The organism is Streptomyces sp. NPDC007901, from assembly GCF_042959465.1.
Taxonomy (GTDB): Bacteria; Actinomycetota; Actinomycetes; order Streptomycetales; family Streptomycetaceae; genus Streptomyces.
Map to the genome: position 1 here is coordinate 594,980 of NZ_JBIBKW010000005.1, position 18,935 is coordinate 613,914.

Sequence of the window (18,935 nt, forward strand, 5' to 3'; positions counted from 1 at the left end):
GCCCGGTGGCGGGAGCGATGCGACAGTAGGGCCCATGACGGCCCGTGATCGCTCCCGTCACCGCGGGCCCGGCGTCCCCGCGGGGCGGATGATGGCAAGCGAACAGCAGTCGGTACTCGAACCCGGCGTCCCCGAAGCCCCCGACGTCCCCACCGGCCCCGGGCCCGCCGCACGGCCCACCGCCGCGGCCCGGCTGCAGGCCGCCCTGCGGGCCCGCCGCCGGTGGCTGGTGCCGCTGCTCGTGGTGCTGCTGCTCGCCCAGATGGCGGCGGCGATGGTGACCACCGCCGTCCAGCAGACGCCCACCATCGACGAACCGGTCTACGTGGCCACGGCCACCGACTACCTCCACGAGCACCGGCTGCGGTACAACACCGAACACCCGCCGCTCGGCAAGCTGGTCGTCATGGCGGGCATCGCGGTCGCCGACCCGCACTACGACCCGTCGTACCGGGGCGACCAGGGACAGGTGGGCCGGCATCTGCTGTACGCCTCGGGCAACGACCCCTGGCGGGTGATGCTGTGGGCCCGGCTGCCGGTGATCGTACTGACGCTGCTGTTCGGTCTGGTCGCCTTCGCCTTCGCCCGGGAGATCCTCGGCAGGACCGCCGGGCTCCTGGCCCTCGCCCTGTACTGCTTCTCCCCCGACCTGATCGCGCACGGCTCGCTGGCCACTCTGGACGTGCCGTCAGCCGGTTTCGTGCTGACGTCGGCCTGGCTGGTGTGGCGGGCGCGGCGCCGGCCCCGGCTGTATCTGCCGCTGGCGGGGGCCGCGTTGGGCGCGGCGGTGGCGACGAAGATGAACGCGCTGCCCGCGATCCCGGTGCTGGTGGCGCTGGCGGTGACGGCGGTGTGGGGCGGCCGCTCACGGCGGCTGCTGCGCGCGCTCACGGCGGCCGCGGTGGTCGCGCTGACGGCGGTCGCCGTCGTCTGGCTCTCCTATCTGGCCGTCGACCCCCGGCTGCGTCTCCAGGCCACCGTCCCGATCCCGGCCATCCACGGCGTGCGCGGCCTGCTGGTCGATCTGATGCCCTTCCCGCAGGCCTACCGGGACGGCATGCGCCTGCAGTTCGGCCTGGAGGACTACCCCTGGCAGGGCTATCTGTTCGGGCACCTGTACACCGGTTCCCGCTGGTACTACCTGCCGGCCGCGCTGCTGGTGAAGACCCCGCTCGGCATGCTCGTGCTGTGGGCGGCCGGCGCGGCCGCGATGGTGGTGGTACGGCGGCTGCGGCCGGCCGCGCCGTATGTGCTCCTGCCGCCGGCCGCCTTGCTGGCCTCGGCGATGACCGGGTCACGGGACTTCGGGACACGGTACGCGCTGTTCATGCCGATGTTCCTGGCGGTGGGCGGCGCCTCGGTGCTCGCGCTGCGCCGGCGGTGGGTGCGGCCGGTGGGCGGGGCGCTGGTGCTGTTCGTCGCGGTGAGTTCGCTGCGCGCGTTCCCGTTCTATCTGCCGTACTCCAACGAGGCGTTCGGCGGTCCGGCGAAGACGCATCTGCGGCTGCACGACTCCAACGTGGACTGGGGGCAGGACCTCGGCCGGCTCGCCGACCGGCTCAGGGAGCGCTATCCGGGCGAGCGGATCTGGCTGGTCTACAAGGGCAGTGGCATCCCGGCCTACTACGGCATCCACGCCGCCGATCCCCGCGAGGTGCCGCCCGGCAGGGTGCACGGGCTGCTGGTCGTCTCGGACTCGTCGGCCGCCAAGGCACGCGGCAGGCTGGCCGAATTGATCGACAGCAGCCGTCCGGTCGATGATGTCGGCCATTCGATCACCATCTACCGGCGGTGACGTCCACTTATCCGGCGCCGTTCCCGCACACTCCGCGGGCGGCCGCCGGGCCGGTCCGGCCTGCCGCACACCCCCTGGTCACCACGGTCCGTGAGCTATGTTGAGTCCTCGTGGGAGACAAAGGAGGCGCTTCGGTGCCATCGCCGCAGCAGGCCCGTGCACAGGCGTCCGCGATCACCTCGGGCAAGACCGTGCCGGAGGCCGAGGCCGCGCCCACCTCCCAGCTCCGCGAACTCTTCGACGGCCCCCGGCTCTCCCCCGGGCAGCGGCGCATCGCCCAGTACCTGATCGACCACATCACGGAGGCGGCCTTCCTGTCGATCACCGACCTCGCCGAGCGGGTCGGGGTCAGCCAGCCGTCGGTGACGCGGTTCGCGGGCGCGGTCGGCTTCAACGGCTACCCCGCGCTGCGCGAGCGGCTGCAGTCGATCGCGCTGCGCACCCTGGCGGGCGGTACCGGAGCCGCCACCGAGCAGCGCAGCAACGAACTCCAGGCGGCCGTCGACGCCGAGATCGAGAACCTGGAGAACCTGCGCCGCGACTTCGCCGATCCGGACCGGGTGATCTGGATCGGCCGCGAGCTGTCGCAGTCGTCGCCGCTGACCGTGCTCGGACTGCGTATCTCCGTCTCGCTGGCGGAGTACTTCGCCTACGCCGCCCGCCGTATCCATCCCGACGTACGGCTGGTGACCCGGGGCGGCAGCGTGGCCTACGACTCGCTGCTGCAGTCCCGTGAGGCGGGTGGCACCTGGGTGCTGGCCTTCGGCATGCCGCGGCACGCCCAGGAGACGCTCACCGCGATCCGGGTGGCGCGCACCGCGGGGCTGCGGGTCGCCCTGGTGACCGACCTGGCGCTGGGCGCGCTGGCCGACGAGGCCGACGTCACCTTCAGCACCGGCATCGGGTCCCGCCTGGTCTTCGACACCTACGCGGCGCCCGGGCTGATGGCCGCCGCGCTGCTCCAGGCGATGACCGACGCCGATCCCGGGCGCACCCAGGCGCGTCTGGAGGAGTACGAGCAGGTCGCCGAGCAGCACCAGTTCTTCCTCAAGGACTGACTCCGGGGCCCGCGGTCCGGCCGCCCCACCCTCCCGCCACCTCACGCGTAGCGGACCATTCACCGCATTTCACGCATGAATGTTTTCATACGTCTTGCAAACCGGACGGCATATATAAATACTGCTCACGGATCACCCGGCACACTCCGGGCACGTTCCGCACAAGGACGCACCGCTCGCACCCGCCCCGAGAAAGCCGACGGACCGCCCATGCGCACGCAGCACCACCCGCAGTGCCGGCGGCCGACACCCGGGGTCCCTGCACGGACACCCCCGCCGCCGTCTCCTACCCGCGTCGGCGCCCGGGGTGTTCGAACGGGCATCGCTCGCGCGATCCGCCCGCGGCGGCTCCGGCCATCCCCTAGGCCGGAGCCGCCCTCACCCCCGTCGACCACCCTCACGACGCCGCCCACCCGGAAGCGATGATCATGACTCTGACGACGACCGCGCGTATCAGCCCCGACTGGCCCTGTCAGGTCAAGGCGCCGGGCAGCTACGACTGGGAGCGTTCCGCGGCCAAGTGGCTGCGTGAGCTGGTGCCGGCCCGCTACGCCAGCTACCCGGCGATGCTCCGGCACCCCGTGCTGCTCGCCCGGCACGCGCAGATCCAGGTCCAGCACGAGATCCGGGTGGCCCGCACGGCGCTGCAGACCGCGCGGGCCGAACTGCCCCTGCTGGGCCTGCCGGAGTCCGTCATCGAGCACACGATCAAGCTGTACGCGGCGGAGGTCCTGCAGCTCCAGCACATCGCGCGCAGCGTCCGCGCGGTCACCGAGGCGCTCGTCGGGCACAGCACCGGCCGCTGACCGGCCCGGCGGCCACGGCCGGGTCCGCCACAGGAGTGATCGGATCCGCCTTTCTGTGCCATGCTCATCGCGTGACGAGCGAGCCTGCGCCTCCGGTCGGCAACGGTGCCACCGCCGAGTCGGTCGCCCTGGCGAAAGTCGTGGCCCGGCAGCGCGCCGAGCTGGACCGGCTGCGCGACGCGGCCGCCGCCTCGGCCGTGCTGGAGCGGGCCAAGGGCGCGTTGATGGCGAGCACCGGCTGCTCCCCCGAGGCCGCGCACGAGCAGCTCGTACAGCGGGCCGGAACCGGTCGACGCACGCTGCTGGAGGAGTGCTGGCTCACCCTCGGCGCCCTTGTGCCGACGGCACCGCCCATCGAGCCCCCACCCGCCGGCCCCGCCTCCGGGGAGACGCTCACCGCCCCCGGTACCGCGCAGACCCTGGGCCGCCTCGGTCTGGCGCTGGTGCGGGTCGGCTCCCCGCAGGACCTCGCCGGCTGTCTGCTGGACCACCTGGCACCGGAGATCGGCGCCGACGCCGTGTTCCTCTACCGGCGCGGGACCGGCGACGGGCTCGAACTCGTCGGGCACGCCGGTGTCGACGCCACGCTCGCCGCCCAGTGGCACCGGATACCGCCGCTGTCCGGGATCGCCCCGCTGGAGGCGCTCAGGTCCGGGGAGCCGCTCTGGCTGGAGGACTCCGCCAGGGACCGGGAGCGGTACCAGCTGATCGGCGAGTTCCCCGAGCGCTGGCCGTCCCGGGCCTGGCTGCCGGTACCGGCCGGGGCCGACGCCCGGGTGGCCCTCGGCGTGCTGCGCCGGACCGCGGGCGCCTTCGCCCCGGCCGCGCGTGAACTGCTGCGGGCCGTGGCCCGGCTGTGCGCGGGCCGGCTCGGCGCGCTCGGCACACCGGCCGAGCCGGCCGCCGCGGACGTCTCCCAGACGGTGCAGACCGTCCTGGACGCCCTGCCGGGAGCCGCGATCCTGCTGACCCCGCTGCGCACCCCCGCCGGTGAGGTGGAGGACTACCGCATCGACGCCGCCGCCCCCAATGCCGTCGACATCCTCGGCCGCACCGGCCGGGAACTGGTCGGCACGAGCATCCTGGAGAGCTACCCCTCCGTCGCGGGCGAACCGCTGTGGCACGGGTATCTGAAGGCGCTCGGCGGCGAGCCGTACGAGGGCGAACCGTTCGTCTACGAGGAGGACACCGCCGACGGCACCATGACCGCCACGTACTCGGTACGGGCGGCCCGGCTCGGTGACGGGCTGCTGGTGACCTGGCTGCGGCACGACACCGAGGAGCGGCAGGAACAGCGGCTCGCGGACATGCAGCGGCTGGGCAACCTCGGCTGGGCGAACTGGAACCTGATCACCGGTGAGACCGCATGGTCGTCGCAGGTGTACACCATCCTGGGCCGCGACCCGGCCCGCGGCCCGGTCGCGCTGGACCGGCTGGCGGACCTCGTGCTCCCCGAGGACGCCGGGGCGCTGGCCGGCGCGGTCGGCGAACTCATCCGCACCGGCCGGTCGTTCGACGTGCCGTTCCGGATCAGGACCGGGAACGCCGTACGGCATCTGCGGTCCGTCGCCGAGGGGGTGACCGCCGCCGACGGCATGGTCGTCGAGGTGCACGGGTTCGTCCAGGACCTCACCGCGCAGCGCAGTGCCGAACTCGCCCTGGTGGACAGCGAACGGGCGATCCTGATGCAGCGCGGGATCCTGCAGGCCGAGCGGGCGCTGGCCGCCCGCCTCCAGCACGCGCTGCTCCCGCTGCCCAGCGGGCCGGTGCGGCTGTGCGGGCTGCGCGTCGAGGTCGCCTACCTGCCCGCCCAGGAGGGGACGCACGTCGGCGGCGACTGGTTCAGTGCCATCGAACTGCCCGACGACGCGGCACTGTTCGTGGTCGGCGACGTAGCGGGGCACGGTGTCGACGCGGTCGCGACGATGGCCCAGCTCCGGTTCACCGCCAAGGGCATGGTGACCACCGGTTCCTCCCTGACCCGGGCGCTGGCCCGCCTCAACTTCCTGCTGCTGCACTCGCGCGACAGCCAGTCCACCGCGACCCTCGTCCTCGCCCGGTACGAGCCCGCCGAGCGCCGGCTCGTCTGGGCCCAGGCGGGACACCTGCCGCCCCTTCTGGTGCGCGGCGGCGAGGTCCGCCGGCTCGACCGCCCGGAGGGCATGCTGCTCGGGGCCAGCACCGACCCGGTCTACACGACGGCCGAGTGCCGGCTGGAGCCCGGCGACCGGCTGCTGCTGTACACCGACGGCCTGGTGGAACGGCCCGGCGAGGACATCGACACCGGCCTGTCCCGGCTGGCCGACGCCGTCCGCACCGCCGAGCCCGGTTCCCTGGACGCACTGCTCGACGTGCTGCTGGAGGGCGAACGGCGGGACGACGTGTGCGTGCTGGACATCCGGGTGCCGGTGACGGACGGGTCCGAGGACGAGAACGGGGCTGAGGACGGGAAGTAGCCGGAGCGGTGCGGCGGGGCGGGCTCGGCCGGGCCGGTCAGTCGTCGTTGCGGTGCCGCCAGTACCAGAGCAGCCCCACCACAAGGGCCAGCAGGAACACGGCGGGCAGCAGCAGGCCCGGGATGCGGGAGCCGTTCATCGGCATGGCCTTCGGGGTCGTACGGTGCGGGCACGGCGGCACCGGGCCGCCGGGTGGCTGCCCATGATGACGCCTGCTCAGCGTACGTTTCCCGGGGTTTCCCGAGCCATTGCCCCGCGTTCGAGGAGGGGCTCAGCCGTCGGTGAGGCTGGTGCGGGACTCCAGGGCCTGGCGGGTGTCGTTGCCGTAGACGCCGCGTTCGTCGCCGCTGATGCCATACCAGATCTGGAAGCGTTCCACGGCCGCGGTGAGGGCGGTGTCGTAGGTTCCGGCGGTGGAGCCGTCGCGGTAGACGTCGGGGATCCGCAGGAGGCGTTGCTCCAGTTCGACGACCTCGGGGCCGGTGTCGCCCTGGCGGAGGGTGCCGGCGCCGTCGGGGTCCGCGGAGGTGTCCGAGGCCGGCGGGGTGCTGGCCGGTGCCGTGGTGGTGGATGGGGAGGACTGGGCGGCCTCGGCGGTGCCCTCGCGTCCGGGCAGCAGAAGGGCGCAGCCGAAGCCGACCAGGGCGGCCGCGCCGACGGCGACCACGGCGGCAGCCCGGCGCAGCCCCGGACCGAAGCCGAAGACCCGCGACGAGTCGGCGCCATGACCGTGGCTGTGGCCACGCCCGCGAGATCCGGTGCGCGGGCCGTCGGTGACGGGCGGCAGTTCCTGGGTCTCGTCCTCCGTGCCCGGCCCGGGCTCATGGGCGGAGTCGAAGGCCTCGAAGTCCGCCGCGCCCTGCGGGCTCTTCGACAGCCTGGCCTTCTCGTCGGCCTCCGCCTCCTCGCGGATCTCGCGCATCAGCTCCGCGAGGGCGTCCAGCCGGCGGGGGCGCAGGACCCGGACCGGTTCCAGGATCGGTCCGCGCTGCGGCTGCTCAGGGTCGGGCGGTGTCGACACGCTGCTCTCCTTCTCCCTCCTGCGCGGGCACAGGTGTCCGCGGTCCCCGAGAACACATACGGGAGCACCGGCCCACCGGTTCAGCCCGGACCCGGCGGACGGGAGAGACACCGGAGCGGCGGGAGGAGCGGGAGGGGCCGAAGTGCACTCGGTTCCCCCACCAGGGTGCACTGAGTGCCATGGGGCCGTTCGGAATGCTACGTTCGCGTCCATGAGCTCCAGCAGCACGGCGCCGTCCGAGAAGCCGCCCATGCGGGACGCCCTGGTGGCGGCGGCCTTCCAGCTTTTCCTGGAGCGCGGGTACGAGCAGACGACCGTGGACGACATCGTTGCCCTGGCGGGCGTGGGCCGGCGCTCGTTCTTCCGCTACTTCCCGTCCAAGGAGGACGTGGTCTTCCCCGACCACGAGGGCTGCCTCGCCGACATGACCGCCTTCCTGGCGGCGAGCGAGCCCGGGGCCGAGCCGGTGCGGCGGGTCTGTGACGCGGCCCGGCTGGTGCTGCGGATGTACGCGGAGAACCCGACGTTCTCCGTGCAGCGCTACCGGCTCACCAAGAAGGTGCCGGGGCTGCGCGCGTACGAGCTGTCGGTGGTGTGGCGCTACGAGCGCGCGCTGGCCGAGTACCTCCGCGGCCGTTACGCCGGCCGCCCGGACGGCACACTGCGGGCGGACGTGGTGGCGGCGGCCGTGGTGGCGGCGCACAACAACGCGCTGCGCTCCTGGCTGCGTTCGGACGGGCAGGGCGATGCGGGCGCGACGGTCGACCACGCCCTGGGGTACGTGCAGTCCGCGTTCGGCACCGAGCCCGCCGCCCCTGCGCCCGCCGTGCTGTTCGGCGGCGGCCCGGCGGAGCACTCCGACGACGTGGTCGTGCTCGTCACCCGGCGCGACGCCCCGCTGTGGCGGGTGGTGCAGGAGGTCGAGACGGCGTTCGGCCGCGCCTGACCGTCCCGCGGCACTCCGCCGACGCGCCGCACTGGACCAAATTTGGGGTACTCAGTACCTAGACGCTTGGCACTGAGTGCCATACGCTGTCGGCGTGCACGGTGGCACGGTGAGCCGGGCACAGGCGTGCCCGGCCGGGTCCGGGCACGCGGGATTCGGGATTCCGGGCGAACGCAGGGAGTTGACCAGCGTGTACCACCACTCGGCGAGCGCCGCGCAGTCGGCGGTCGGATTCGCGACGGGCGTCCTCGACCCCGTGCCCGCGGACCGTCACAAGGACGCCATCGTCTTCCAGCGCTGCACCTGGTGCGGCACCGCCATGTACCACCGGCTGCTCTGCCCGGTCTGCCAGGGCAGCGAACTGCGCACCGAGCGCAGCGAGGGCACGGGCACGGTCCGCCACGCGACGGTGGTGCACCGCAACACGCCCGCCGCGCGCAACGTGTCGCTGATCGAGATGGCGGAGGGGTTCGTCGTGCGGGGCCGGGTCATGGGCCCGGCGATGGGCATCCACAGCGGCGACCGCGTCAAGCTCTCCACGGCCAAGGACCCGGTGCGGGGCGAGCCGGTCTTCCAACTGCTCGACGAGCCGTACCGCGCCTGGAGCTGACGGTCGGAAACCCGGTTGCGCAGCAGCCGGTGCCCTACGCGAAGATGCCTCCCATGGACGATGCATCAGCCCAGGTGGCAGCCGCGATCGCGGGCGAACTGCGCCTCATGGACCCCGAGGTGCGCGCCTCCCGGGAACTGGCCCGCGAACTCCTCGACCCGGAGTTCGTCGAGGTGGGCGCCTCGGGCCGCCGGTTCACCTACGAGCAGACGCTCGCCGAACTCCCGGACAAGGCAGGCGCGTCGAAGGACGGCCCCCGGTACGAGCCCTCCGGCATGACCGGAGTCGCACTCGCCCCCGGCCTGGTCCTGGTCACCTTCGACGCCCGCCTCGGTGACCGCCACTCCCGGCACAGCTCCCTGTGGCGCAGCCGGGACGGCGAGACCGGCTGGCGCATGTACTACCACCACGCCACGGTCGTACCGCCCGGCGTCGAGTAGCCCGCGACCCGCCACCCGGCGCAACGGCGCCCGTAGCTCCCGTACTTGAGCAATCACCCACCCCTCACAGGCAACCCACAGACTCCCCTCCCCGTCCTCCGGAACGCGAGGGGCCCCCGGGACTTCCGGGGTGCCCGGGCTCGCCTTTCTAGGAGGGGAACATTGGTCCGAACCCGGCGCATATGGGTCACCGCGGCGGCGGTGCTCGCGCTCGCGGGAGGAATGTCGGGGGCCGCCGCACAGGCGCAGGAGGCACCGGTCGCGGCGGCGGCCGGGTCGAAGCTGCCACCGGGGTGGCGCATCGACGAGGGAGGATCGGCGCCACAGTTGGTGTGGCGGTCCGGCAGACGGGTGCCCATGGGTGATGCCCGGGTGGAGTTCCGGGCGGGGGGACGGCTGTTGGGGGTGCCGAGGCCGGAGCGGGACGGGCACGGTTTCCGGCTCGGTCTCGACGGCGCGCGGCCCGGCGGGCTGAAGGATCTGCAGGTCTGGTCCGGCGGACGGCGCTTGGACGCCCGCCCGTCCGAGGACACGGCGCCTGTGTCGGCGGCCCGGCCCCCGGCGCCGCTGCCCGCAGGCCGGGTGGATCCGGGCAAGCCGGGCTCCTACCGGACGACCACCGGCTCGTACCGGCTCAGGTCGGTGCGCCTGCCGGGGTTCCCGGTCCCGGTCGAGATGAGCGCCGTGGTGGTCGCGCCCACCGGGATCTCCGGTCCGCGTCCGCTCGCGCTGTTCCTGCACGGCCGCCACGGGACCTGTTACAAACCGCAGGGCGGCAGCGACGACGTCTCCGGCGCCTGGCCGTGCCCGGCCGGGACGCTGCCGATTCCGAGCCACCGGGGTTATCTCCGCGACCAGCGGCTGCTGGCCTCCCAGGGCTATGTGACCGTGTCGATCTCGGCGAACGGGATCAACGGCCAGGACTGGCAGGCCGAGGACGGCGGCGCCCAGGCCCGTTCGTCGCTGATCCGGCTGCACCTGGCGCAGTGGGCGGACTGGGCGCACGACCCGCGGCACGCGCCCCGGATCGTGCGGGAGGCACCCCGCGCCGACCTGTCCCGGGTGCTGCTGATCGGCCACTCACGGGGCGGCGAGGGCGTGAACCGGGCCGCGCTGGACAGCCTGTACCCGCCGCCCGCCGACCAGGACGGCTACCACGGCCGGGTCCGCTGGCACATCAGCGGCACCGTGCTGATCGGTCCGACCGTCTTCGGCCAGAACCCGGTGCCGGACGTGCCGTCGGTCACGATCCTGCCGGGCTGTGACGGCGATGTCTCCGACCTGCAGGGCGAGGTGTACGTCGACGGCACCCGCGCGGTCAGCGAGGGCAAGGCCCTGCACAGCGCGGTCTATGTGATCGGCGCCGACCACAACTTCTTCAACACCGAGTGGACCCCGGGGCAGGCGCAGGCTCCGGCGGAGGACGACTTCTACGACGACCCGGACCACCGGGACCCGGTGTGCTCGCCGGGGGCCGCGACCCGGCTCACCGCCGACCAGCAGCACCGGGCCGGTTCGACGTACATCGCGGCGGCGGCCCGGCTGTTCGTCGCGGGCGACGACCGGGTGCGTCCGCTGCTGGACGGTTCCGGGCGGCGGGCGCCGTCCGCCGATCCGGCGCGGGTGCTGACGCACGCGGTCGGCGCGAACCGCGGTGCCGGGTTCCTGCCGGACGGCAGGGTGACCGTGACCGGCGGCCGGCTGTGCTCGGCGGTCGATCCCGATCCGGCGACGGCCTGTCTGGGCGAGGGTGCCAAGGGCTCCTCACCGCACTTCGCGCAGTGGGAGACGGCCCGGGAGAGCGGCCGGCACGCAATCGCGCTGCGCTGGACGTCCGCAGGATCCCCGACGCGTGTGCGGCCGGCCCGGCCGGTCTCCCTCCGCTCGGCCGAGTCGCTCGCGCTGCGGGTCTTCGTGCCGCCCAACTCCCGGGGCACCCGGCTCGACGTGTCCGTCACCGACGCCCACGGTCGGAAGGCGACACTGGGCCGGGTCCGGATCGACGGGCTGCCCGGCAGCGACCGCACCGCGTCCTACTGGGCGCGCGAGCTCCGGGTGCCGCTGACCGCCGCGCGCGCGGCCGGAGTGGACCTGGGCTCCGTCAAGTCCCTCGAGCTGACTCCGCGTTCGGGGTCCGGGCAGGCCTGGCTGATGGACGCCTGGGGCTGGCGGCCGGGCACTCCGGCGGTCCGGGCGGCGGCGCTGCCGCGCGTGGACGTCGGACGGCTCACGGTCGACGAGGGCGACTCGGGTGTGCGCACGTACCACGTTCCGGTGCGCGTGTCCGGGCAGGGCAGCGGCCGGGTCCGGGTGTACGTCGTCGACCCGGCGACCGGCACCGCGAAGGACCGTGTGGTCACCGCGCGGCCCGGCGGCCATGACGTCGACGTCCCGGTCGAGGTGCGCGGCAACACGCGCTTCGGCACCGACGTGTCGTACGACGTGCTGATCAAGGCCGTGCGCGGGGCCGTGGTCGGCTCCTACCTGGGCGGGCTGACCGTGCGCAACGACGACCCGGCGCCCACCGTCACGGTGACCCCGCTCGCGGGCGAGGTGACCGAGGGCTCGGCCCTGAAGTGGCGGATCTCGCTGTCCGAGGCCGCGGACAGCGACATCGCCTCGCTGTTCGTCCCGGTCCCGGTCACCGGCCCGGAGCTGTCCACCAAGGACGTCGACCCGCGCTGGCTGGCCGACGCCTCGGGCGCGGAACCGGACCCGGAGCGGCCGCTGTCCAAGGTGGACGGCCTCTACCTCTGGTTGGACGTCCCGGCCGGGCAGACGAGCCTGGACGTGACCGTGCCCACGGTGAAGGACCAGGTCAGGGAGGACACCGAGGCGGTGAGCTTCCAGCAGACCGATGACGAGGGCCGTCCGCTGCCGAGTGGTCGGGTGCTCACCGGCAGGGTGCTGGACGCCCCGTAACCGGACACGCCCTGGGGAGGCGGCGGCCTCCTCAGGGCGTCAGGGTGACCCGGATGCCGACCGTGCCGTCGGCGCCGCGGCGCAGCCTGCTGCCGAGAAGGACGAGGCGGCCGGAGATGCCGTACTTGCGGGCGATCAGCTTGCGGTAACGGGCGGCGGTGGCCGCGTCGGTGATCTCGGCGGTGGCCGCCACCGGGTCGCGGGCAGCGCGCCCGCGCACGTCGCAGGGACCGACCGTGACCTCGGCGCGCCGGCGGATCCGCTTGACCTTGAAGCTGTCGGCGACCGTCCAGACGCCGAGCGTGTCCCCGTCCCGCACCACCCACACCGGGGTGGGTACGGGGGTGCCGTCCTTGCGGTAGCTGGTGACCAGCAGGTACTTGCCGGCGCCGAGCCGGTCGAGGTCCGTCCCGATGGTGTCGTCCATGGCGGAAGTCTAGGCGCCGGTGGGCCGTTCGAGCAGATCGAGGTAGCGGCGGGCGAAGAGATAGGCGTCGCCGGGCCAGCGGGCCGAGAGATAGCCGCCGTCCTCGACGACGAACGCGGGGGTGTCGTCGCTCGCGGTGCCGCGCCGGGTGAGGACTCGAGGGCCGCGCTCGAACTGGGCGGCCGGGTCGGCGAGGGCGGCGCGCACCTCGTCCTCGACATAGGCGGCGTAGGTCCGGTAGTAGCGGCCCAGGCGCCAGGCGGTCGTCAGATAGGCGGTGCGTTCCATGTACTTGGGCAGGCAGGTGGTGCGGCGGCCGGACAGGACGCTGCGGCCGGTGGCCGGGTCCTGGGTGCGGGCGAGGACCAGTACGCCGTGGCAGATCGCGCCGACCGGGCGGCCGAGCGCCCAGAACCGGCCGACCGTGGCGCGGAGTTCGGGCGAGCCGAGGTACTGACGCATGCCGGGCGCGTGCCCGCCGGGCAGCACCAGCCCGTCGAAGCCGCCCACGTCGAGACCGGCCCACGCCACCGTCCCGGTGAACTCCGGTGCGGCGGTGAGCTCTTCGTAGAACCGCTTGGGTTCGTCCTCGGCACCGAGCTGTCCGAACAGGACGCCGGTGAGCAGTCTGGGGTCGGCGGCTGGCCGGGTCCCGGCGTGTTCGGTGGCGAACACGACCTCGTGACCGGCCCGGGTCAGCAGCCGCCAGGGCACGGCCACTTCGGTCACGTCGAAGTCGCGGTCGGGAAGCGGCATCAGCACACGCATACGGCCATGATGGCAGCCGGGCGCACGGCGGCTCAGGCCAGTGCCGCCGCCATCCGCCGTACGGCCTCCGTGATGATCTCCGGGGAGGTCGCCAGGTTGAACCGCACGTGCCCGGCGCCGCCCGTGCCGAAGGGGATCCCGGAGTTGACGGCGACCCGGCCGCGCTCCAGGAAGACCTCGGCCGGGTCGTCGCCGAGGCCGAGCGCCCGGCAGTCGAGCCAGGCGAGGTAGGTGGCCTGGGCGGGCCGGTACCGGATGCCGGGCAGGTGGCGGTCGAGCAGGTCGGCGAGGAGCCGCCGGTTCTCGTCGAGGCCGGCGAGCAACGCGTCCAGCCAGGCGGTGCCGTCGGTGAGGGCGGCGGTGTGGGCGAGGACGCCGACATGGCTCGGGCCGTGGCTGACCTCCTCCGGCAGCCTGGCGAGGTCGGCGGCCGCCCCGGGTCCGGCGACGGCGAGCGCGGCCTTGAGACCCGCGAGGTTCCAGGCCTTGGACGCCGACATCAGCGACAGCCCGCGCTCCCCGCCCGGCACGCTCAGAAAGGGCACGAAGTCGACGCCCGGGGCGGTGAGCGGGGCGTGGATCTCGTCGGCGACGACCCGGACGCCGTACCGCTCGGCGAGGGCGGTCACGGCGGTGAGTTCGTCGGCGGTGTGGACGGCGCCGGTCGGGTTGTGCGGGCTGCACAGCAGATAGGCGGCACGGCCGCCGCCGAGCCCGCGGAAGGTGTCGGCCAGGACGTCGAGGTCGATGCGTCCGTCGGCGCCGAGCGGGGCCTCCACCACCTGCCGGTCCATATGACCGACGAACTGGTAGAAGGGCGGGTACACCGGCGAGTTGACGACCACCGGGTCGCCGGGCCCGGTGACCAGCCGGAGCATCTCGACCACGCCGAGCATCACGTCGGGGACGATCGCGGTGCGGGCCGTGTCGAGTCCGTCCCAGCCCCAGCGTTTCGCGGCGAACGCGGCGAGCGCCTCGGCGTAGGCGGTGCCCGCCGGGTAGCCGGTGTCACCGAGCGCCATCGCGTCCGTGACCGCGCGGACGACCGCTCCGGCGAGCGGCACGTCCATCTCCGCCACCCACACCGGGAGCACGTCCGCCGCGTAGGTGCGCCATTTCATGCTGGTACGACATCGCAGCCGGTCGAGGGTGAGGGCGCGCAGCGGGTTCGGCTCGGCGGGGCTCTCCTGCGGGGTGCTGGTCATGACGTCAAGATAGGCGGCGGTGCCGGGCCCGGGAACGAGGCGGACGGCCACGTCGCACTGCCACGGGATCGCAAAGATCACCGTCACTGTGAACGCCTGCGCGCCCGCCCCCGTATGAAGAGCAGGGCGCTCGACGACCGGAGGGCCCCGCGGTGCAGACACCGCGCGTTCGGGGTTCGGGAGCCATGGATGAGGCACGCACGACGACGGGTCGTCCGGCGGGGGACACAGCTGGCGGCGGTCGGCGGACTCCTTCTGGGAGGCGCGATGGTCACCACGGCCATGGCGAGCGAGACTCCCGGCACGTCCGCCGTCCCCTTCAGCTCCGCGACGCAGGCCGGTGACACCGGCGCCTCGCTGGTCGCCACGCTCGGTACGGCCCGCACGGCGGGCAGCTGGATCGGCGCCGACGGCAAGCCGGTCGTCGCGGTGACCGACGAACAGGCCGCGGCGATGGTGAAGCGGGCGGGCGCCGAGCCGAAGCTGGTCTCGCACAGCATGAACAAGCTGAAGGCGGCGACCGCCACGCTGCGGGCGGCGCCACGGGTGGCCGGGACCGCGTGGGCGGTGGACTACCGGACCAACCGGGTGATGGTGGAGGCCGACAGCACGGTCTCCTCCTCCGACTGGTCGGACCTCAGCCGGGTCGCCGCCGGCATCGGCAGTTATGTGCAGATGCAGCGCTCCGAGGGGAAGTTCACCACCCGGCTCAACGGCGCGCAGCCCATCCTGTCGACGGGCGGCCGCTGTTCGGCGGGGTTCAACGTCACCAACGGGCAGACCGACTTCATTCTCACCGCCGGACACTGCGGTCCGGCCAAGACCATCTGGTTCGACGAGGGGCAGGGCAACAACCAGCAGGTCGGCACCACGATCGACACGCAGTTCCCGGGCAGTGACTTCTCCCTGATCCAGTACGCGAACGGGAAGGCCGGTGACAACGCCGACGTGGTCGCGATCGGCAACGGCCAGGGGGTGCGCATCACCGGGTCCGCCGATCCGACGGTCGGGCAGAAGGTGTTCCGCAGCGGTTCCACCAGCGGACTGCACGACGGCACGGTGACCGCGCTGAACGCGACCGTCAACTACCCCGAGGGCACGGTCACCGGGCTCATCCAGACCAATGTGTGCGCCGAACCGGGCGACAGCGGCGGTCCGTTGTTCTCGGAGGGCGTCGCGCTGGGCGTGACCTCGGGCGGCAGCGGTGACTGCACCGTGGGCGGGGTGACGTTCTTCCAGCCGGTGACACGGGCGATGGCCGCGCTGAACGTGCAGCTGATCGTGTCGAAGCAGGCCGCGGCCGGCGGGCAGAGCGGCGCACCGACGCCCTCGACCTCGGCCACCCACAGCGCGATCGCGCCGAGCGCGGCCTCGCCGGGGTCGTCGGCGCCGGTCGGTGCCTCGGACGGGACCGGCCTGATCGCCCGGCTCACGGACACCCGCAACGTCGGTCCGGGTCTGCTGGTGGTCGGGGGCAGCCTGGTCGCCCTGGTCGCCACGCGCTTCATCCGCGCGGAGCAGGACCGCAAGGCGTACCAGCGCTACTACTCGGCTACTTGGGGCTGACGGAGAGGGCCGACGAGGGCCGGAGGAGGCCTACGAGAAGGGCACCCGCTCCTGCGGGTGCCCGGGACGGGCGGCCAGGCCGCCTGGTCCGGCTGCTACGGGGTCGCTGCCGCCCATTCGAGGACGAGCCGCTGGTACTCCTCGCGCTGCTCGGTGCTCAGTGTCCCGCCCGACCGGAGCCACAGGGCCCGGATCTCCTCGTTGACCTCGTCGGCCGATCGCTCGGTGACGGCTTCAACAGTGGTGGACATGGTGTGAAGCATATGCCGATCGACGTGAAGGCGCCGTGAGTAAGTACGACCGATACGGACATATCGGACCGTGTTACTCATCACGTCAATGTGTCAAGCGGAAGCGGGAGTTCGATGCGGAGCGGTGGCGGCCGTCCGGGCACACACGGCAGTTCAGCCGTCGGCCCCGCCGAGCACCAGCACCTGGATCGCCAACACGGCGGCGCCACGCGCCCAGTCGTGGAAGTCGGAGACCTTCGTCTCCAGCCGGACCGGCGCGGCGAGCGGATGCCGGTGGGCCCGGACGGCGTCCAGCACCGTGTCCCCGGCCGCGTCCATCAGGCCGACCCCCTCACCGGCCAGCAGGATCTTCTGCGGCAGCACGAAGTTGGCGATCTGCGCGAGCAGCGTGCCCAGCGCCCGGCCGGCCTCGCCGATCACCCGGGCGGCCATCGGCTCGCCCTCGGCGGCACCGGCGAGGATCTCCTCGTACGACGCGTCCCGGCCGGTGGCGGCCCGGATCTGGTAGCGGATGCTGGGGATGGTGAGCAACGACACGGCGCTGCCGCGCTCGCCCTGCGGGGTGAGCGGGCCCAGCGGGTCGATGATCCAGTGCCGGCCGAAGCCGCGGTCCTCCTCGGCGTAGGGGACCCGCTTGCCGCCGAGCACCAGCCCGTAGCCGATGCCGGCGCCGATGGTCAGGACGACGAAGCGGTCCAGTCCGCGGCCGGCGCCGAACCAGGTCTCGGCCTCGACCAGGGCGGCCACGTCGTTCTCCACGACCACCGGCAGCCCGGTGCGCTCCCGGACCAGCTCGGCCAGCGGGACGTCACGCCATCGCAGGTACGGCGACTCGCCGACCACCGCGTGGTCCCGCACGAAGCCGCCGACACCGATGCCGATGCCGGCCACGGCGGGGTGACCGGCGGCGAGCTCGGCGGTCATGGCGGCCAGCAGGTCGGCGACCTGCTCGGGGTCATGGCTGGTCAGGGGCCGGTCGTGACGGGCGACGATGTCGCTCCTGAGGGAGGTGACGACGCCGTACACCATCTCGTCGGTGATCTTGAAGCCGAGGAAGGAGCGGGACTCGGCGACCACGTCGAGCGGCTGCGAGGGGCGGCCCTGGCGCGCCTCCGCCGGTGCGCCCGTCCAGGGGGCCTCCACGAGCAGGCCGGACTCGATGAGCGGCTTGGTGAGGCGGGTGAGGCTGCCCTGGGAGAGCCGGAGCCGGCGGGCCAGCTCGGTGCGCGACAGCGGGCCGTGCACGAGCACCTCGATCGCCACGGAGCGCTCCGCGGGGCTCAGGGGCAGCCAGTCGCTCACGTGATCCCTTTTCTTCCGGACCTGAAGTAACCAGGTCACCCTACTGTGCGCCGGGTGCGCCGCAGAAGCGCCCTTCTGCTGTCTTCCCTACTTCCTTCCGCCCCTTGACGCCGAGATTCTTTCGAAGCAAAAGTAACCACCATGACTTTCTCACTCGGCATCGTCGGCGCCGGTCAGTTCTCCGGCCAGTTCGCCACGCTGTTCCAGGCCCATCCCGGCGTCGGCGACGTGTACGTCACCGATCTGCTGCCCGAGCGGGCGGGGCAGGTCGCCGCCGCCCAGAACCTGGCGGGCACCTTCCCGTCGTACGAGGCCATGCTGGAGTCGGCGGACGTCGACGCGGTCGCGATCTTCACCCAGCGCTGGACGCACGGCCCGCTGGTCCTGCAGGGCCTGAACGCCGGCAAGCACGTGTACTCGGCGGTCCCCATGGCGATCACCACCGAGGAGATCGCGGCGATCATCGACGCCGTCAAGGCGACCGGTCTGACGTACATGATGGGCGAGACCAGCCAGTACAACCCGGCGACCGTGCACGCCCGCAACCAGATCGCCGAGGGCGCCTTCGGGCGGCTGTTCTACGCCGAGGGCGATTACGTCCACGACATGGACCTCGGCTTCTACGACGCCTACCGCTACAGCGGCGGCGAGAACTGGAAGTCGACCGCCAGCTATCCCCCGCTGCTCTACCCGACGCACGCGGTGGGCGGGGTGCTCGGCGCCTGGCAGACCCACGCGGTGAGCGTGTCGGCGATCGGGGTCGTGGACGACCGGGGCGACGGGGTCTTCGACAAGGAGGTCAGCCAGTTCGGCAACGACGTGTCCAACGCCACCGCGCTGTTCGAGGTGGCGGGCGGCGGATCGTTCCGTACGAACGAGTTCCGGCGGGTCGGCTACCCGTCCCACATCCGTGAGTCGCGCTTCCGGTTCTTCGGCACCGAGGCGAGCATGGAGCAGCTGGCGACGGTGGCGCTGTGGCAGGACAAGAAGGGCGTGAAGGACATCAGCGAGCTGCTTGAGCCCAAGCCCACGATGTCCCCGGACGACCCGTCGCTGCAGCACATCGCGCCGGAGCTGCGGGCCGCGTTCACCTCCGGGTCGGCGCCGGTGCACGACCGGGAGCGGCTGCCGCGGGAGTTCGACACCCTGCACAACGGGCACGAGGGCAGCCACCACTTCCTGGTGGACGACTTCGTGACGGCGGTCAACACCCGCACCCTGCCGACGGTGAACGCGTGGGTCGCCGCCCGCTACACCCTGCCGGGCATCGTCGCGCACGAGTCCGCGCGGCAGGGCGGGGCCAGGCTGGAGATCCCGGACTTCGGGGACGCCCCGGCGAGCTGAGCCGGGGCGCCGGCCGGA

Annotated in this window: 16 protein-coding genes; 10 read left to right on the forward strand and 6 right to left on the reverse strand. The window is 73.1% G+C overall.

Annotated features, from left to right (window positions below; translation table 11 throughout):
• Positions 1–34: 34 nt before the first annotated feature.
• From ACFZDK_RS20090 to ACFZDK_RS20105, 4 genes are all read left to right on the forward strand, one after another.
• The gene (locus ACFZDK_RS20090; RefSeq protein WP_390974116.1) at positions 35–1,795 is read left to right on the forward strand and encodes a phospholipid carrier-dependent glycosyltransferase; all 1,761 of its coding nucleotides are present in this window, start codon (positions 35–37) and stop codon (positions 1,793–1,795) included.
• Between the two features lie 134 nt (positions 1,796–1,929).
• Positions 1,930–2,853 carry an SIS domain-containing protein gene (locus tag ACFZDK_RS20095; RefSeq protein WP_390974117.1) on the forward strand — a complete coding sequence of 308 codons (924 nt, stop codon included), beginning with the start codon at positions 1,930–1,932 and terminating at the stop codon, positions 2,851–2,853.
• A 422-nt stretch (positions 2,854–3,275) separates the two neighbouring features.
• Complete coding sequence (locus ACFZDK_RS20100; protein WP_390974119.1) at positions 3,276–3,659, forward strand: hypothetical protein; 384 nt, start codon at positions 3,276–3,278, stop codon at positions 3,657–3,659.
• A 71-nt stretch (positions 3,660–3,730) separates the two neighbouring features.
• The gene (locus ACFZDK_RS20105; protein WP_390974121.1) at positions 3,731–6,115 is read left to right on the forward strand and encodes a SpoIIE family protein phosphatase; all 2,385 of its coding nucleotides are present in this window, start codon (positions 3,731–3,733) and stop codon (positions 6,113–6,115) included.
• A gap of 271 nt (positions 6,116–6,386) precedes the next feature.
• Here ACFZDK_RS20105 and ACFZDK_RS20110 read toward each other — a convergent pair whose 3' ends face one another.
• Positions 6,387–7,136 (reverse strand): peptidoglycan-binding protein, encoded by a 750-nt coding sequence (locus ACFZDK_RS20110; protein WP_390974123.1) that lies wholly within the window; start codon positions 7,134–7,136, stop codon positions 6,387–6,389.
• Positions 7,137–7,347: 211 nt separating this feature from the next.
• On the opposite strand from ACFZDK_RS20110, the gene ACFZDK_RS20115 reads away from it, so the two are divergent.
• From ACFZDK_RS20115 to ACFZDK_RS20130, 4 genes are all read left to right on the forward strand, one after another.
• Entirely contained in the window at positions 7,348–8,082 is a 735-nt protein-coding gene (locus ACFZDK_RS20115) for a TetR family transcriptional regulator (protein WP_390974125.1), read from the forward strand.
• A 190-nt stretch (positions 8,083–8,272) separates the two neighbouring features.
• The gene (locus ACFZDK_RS20120) at positions 8,273–8,692 is read left to right on the forward strand and encodes a zinc ribbon domain-containing protein (RefSeq protein WP_359216588.1); all 420 of its coding nucleotides are present in this window, start codon (positions 8,273–8,275) and stop codon (positions 8,690–8,692) included.
• Positions 8,693–8,745: 53 nt separating this feature from the next.
• On the forward strand, positions 8,746–9,132 hold the full coding sequence (locus tag ACFZDK_RS20125; protein ID WP_390974127.1) for a DUF4440 domain-containing protein: 387 nt from the start codon (positions 8,746–8,748) through the stop codon (positions 9,130–9,132).
• A gap of 162 nt (positions 9,133–9,294) precedes the next feature.
• A complete protein-coding gene (locus ACFZDK_RS20130) occupies positions 9,295–12,054 on the forward strand; it encodes a hypothetical protein (protein ID WP_390974129.1) in 2,760 nt (919 codons plus the stop codon).
• A gap of 31 nt (positions 12,055–12,085) precedes the next feature.
• Here the strand turns inward: ACFZDK_RS20130 and ACFZDK_RS20135 are convergent, their stop codons facing one another.
• From ACFZDK_RS20135 to ACFZDK_RS20145, 3 genes are read right to left on the reverse strand one after another with little or no spacing between them, the layout of a single operon-like run.
• On the reverse strand, positions 12,086–12,481 hold the full coding sequence (locus tag ACFZDK_RS20135) for a PPOX class F420-dependent oxidoreductase (protein ID WP_390974131.1): 396 nt from the start codon (positions 12,479–12,481) through the stop codon (positions 12,086–12,088).
• A 9-nt stretch (positions 12,482–12,490) separates the two neighbouring features.
• Positions 12,491–13,249, reverse strand: a complete 759-nt coding sequence (locus ACFZDK_RS20140) for a type 1 glutamine amidotransferase domain-containing protein (RefSeq protein ID WP_390974133.1) — start codon at positions 13,247–13,249, stop codon at positions 12,491–12,493.
• A 32-nt stretch (positions 13,250–13,281) separates the two neighbouring features.
• Positions 13,282–14,454: an aminotransferase class I/II-fold pyridoxal phosphate-dependent enzyme gene (locus tag ACFZDK_RS20145; protein ID WP_390974135.1), complete on the reverse strand. Its 1,173-nt coding sequence runs from the start codon at positions 14,452–14,454 to the stop codon at positions 13,282–13,284.
• A gap of 189 nt (positions 14,455–14,643) precedes the next feature.
• On the opposite strand from ACFZDK_RS20145, the gene ACFZDK_RS20150 reads away from it, so the two are divergent.
• The gene (locus ACFZDK_RS20150; protein ID WP_390974136.1) at positions 14,644–16,020 is read left to right on the forward strand and encodes an alpha-lytic protease prodomain-containing protein; all 1,377 of its coding nucleotides are present in this window, start codon (positions 14,644–14,646) and stop codon (positions 16,018–16,020) included.
• 95 nt (positions 16,021–16,115) lie between these two features.
• Here the strand turns inward: ACFZDK_RS20150 and ACFZDK_RS20155 are convergent, their stop codons facing one another.
• Positions 16,116–16,271 carry a hypothetical protein gene (locus tag ACFZDK_RS20155; protein ID WP_167450010.1) on the reverse strand — a complete coding sequence of 52 codons (156 nt, stop codon included), beginning with the start codon at positions 16,269–16,271 and terminating at the stop codon, positions 16,116–16,118.
• 153 nt (positions 16,272–16,424) lie between these two features.
• Positions 16,425–17,573 (reverse strand): ROK family protein, encoded by a 1,149-nt coding sequence (locus ACFZDK_RS20160; protein ID WP_390974137.1) that lies wholly within the window; start codon positions 17,571–17,573, stop codon positions 16,425–16,427.
• A gap of 141 nt (positions 17,574–17,714) precedes the next feature.
• On the opposite strand from ACFZDK_RS20160, the gene ACFZDK_RS20165 reads away from it, so the two are divergent.
• Positions 17,715–18,917: a Gfo/Idh/MocA family oxidoreductase gene (locus ACFZDK_RS20165; protein WP_390974138.1), complete on the forward strand. Its 1,203-nt coding sequence runs from the start codon at positions 17,715–17,717 to the stop codon at positions 18,915–18,917.
• Positions 18,918–18,935 lie beyond the last annotated feature (18 nt).

What these genes read in the sequence shown, in the direction of transcription:
- ACFZDK_RS20140 (WP_390974133.1), bottom strand. Translation starts at nt 13,249, where the DNA reads ATGCGTGTGCTGATGCCGCTTCCCGACCGCGACTTCGACGTGACCGAA.
- ACFZDK_RS20145 (WP_390974135.1), bottom strand. Translation starts at nt 14,454, where the DNA reads ATGACCAGCACCCCGCAGGAGAGCCCCGCCGAGCCGAACCCGCTGCGC.
- ACFZDK_RS20135 (WP_390974131.1), bottom strand. Translation starts at nt 12,481, where the DNA reads ATGGACGACACCATCGGGACGGACCTCGACCGGCTCGGCGCCGGCAAG.
- ACFZDK_RS20155 (WP_167450010.1), bottom strand. Translation starts at nt 16,271, where the DNA reads ATGTCCACCACTGTTGAAGCCGTCACCGAGCGATCGGCCGACGAGGTC.
- ACFZDK_RS20125 (WP_390974127.1), top strand. Translation starts at nt 8,746, where the DNA reads ATGGACGATGCATCAGCCCAGGTGGCAGCCGCGATCGCGGGCGAACTG.
- ACFZDK_RS20150 (WP_390974136.1), top strand. Translation starts at nt 14,644, where the DNA reads ATGAGGCACGCACGACGACGGGTCGTCCGGCGGGGGACACAGCTGGCG.
- ACFZDK_RS20165 (WP_390974138.1), top strand. Translation starts at nt 17,715, where the DNA reads ATGACTTTCTCACTCGGCATCGTCGGCGCCGGTCAGTTCTCCGGCCAG.
- ACFZDK_RS20090 (WP_390974116.1), top strand. Translation starts at nt 35, where the DNA reads ATGACGGCCCGTGATCGCTCCCGTCACCGCGGGCCCGGCGTCCCCGCG.
- ACFZDK_RS20100 (WP_390974119.1), top strand. Translation starts at nt 3,276, where the DNA reads ATGATCATGACTCTGACGACGACCGCGCGTATCAGCCCCGACTGGCCC.
- ACFZDK_RS20115 (WP_390974125.1), top strand. Translation starts at nt 7,348, where the DNA reads ATGAGCTCCAGCAGCACGGCGCCGTCCGAGAAGCCGCCCATGCGGGAC.